1 protein-coding gene is annotated in these 860 nt (G+C 30.0%); it reads right to left on the bottom strand.

What is annotated here, in order from left to right:
* Positions 1-112: 112 nt before the first annotated feature.
* Positions 113-703 carry a hypothetical protein gene (locus GQS57_RS18355; RefSeq protein WP_165734424.1) on the bottom strand — a complete coding sequence of 197 codons (591 nt, stop codon included), beginning with the start codon at positions 701-703 and terminating at the stop codon, positions 113-115.
* Between the last annotated feature and the right edge of the window lie 157 nt (positions 704-860).

Below are 860 nucleotides of genomic sequence, written 5' to 3' on the forward strand. Positions count from 1 at the left end.
CGTTGTTTAAGCAGTGAATTTAGTAAATAAAACACGAACGGCGAAATTCCGGAGGAATTTCCCAAGTGAGCTAAAACCAGCAATAAAGTTTATACGGTGTTGTGTGTAGGCTTTATTTCCAAATTTCCCACCATTTTTTTAATTCAACTTTTTTTAATTCAGATTTATGTTTTGTTCTATATGATTTTCCTAATTCCGTAAATTTAGATGATTCTAAATCAATTCTGAAATCAGTCTTGTCAAAGCTGTTTTTGTCTCGTCCGTTAAAATTATTTAAAACTCCAGTCAAAATTCCGTTTTCAATTTTTATTTCTTCTATAAAATCTCTACAAATATATTTGAAACGTTCAATTTTTTCCGAATTTTCAATTATCGCAATATTTCTCGTTCCGATTAAAATGAATTTTTCATTGTATTCAATAACTTGCTTAAAATCATAACCAAAATCCGTAATACTTTTTTCTATATTTCTGTCAATTATGTAACAACAACCGTTAGAAATCACAAGAATTTCAGTAGGATGGTTTAATTCTTTTATATAATCAAATCCTTCCTTTCCGTATTCAATATTCGCAACCCATTTTGTTCCGTCATCTTTTTTAAATTCCACAGGTAATCCTTCTGAACAATTTTCTTCTGGAATTGATAGATACATTTTTCCATATGGAGGAAGTCCTTTTAAAATTTCATATTTTGAATTCAATTACGGTAGTTTTTTTAGCTTACACACAACGTTGTTGTATATGGTTTGTTGCGTGTTTCAAGTAACTAATTTAGTAAATAATTACTGACCAAGAAAGTCCGCGAGGACTTTCGTAAGTAGGCGAGAAGCCAGCAATAAATTATATACGGTGTTAGCT

Source organism: Polaribacter sp. 20A6, assembly GCF_011378915.1.
Taxonomy (GTDB): Bacteria; Bacteroidota; Bacteroidia; order Flavobacteriales; family Flavobacteriaceae; genus Polaribacter; species Polaribacter sejongensis.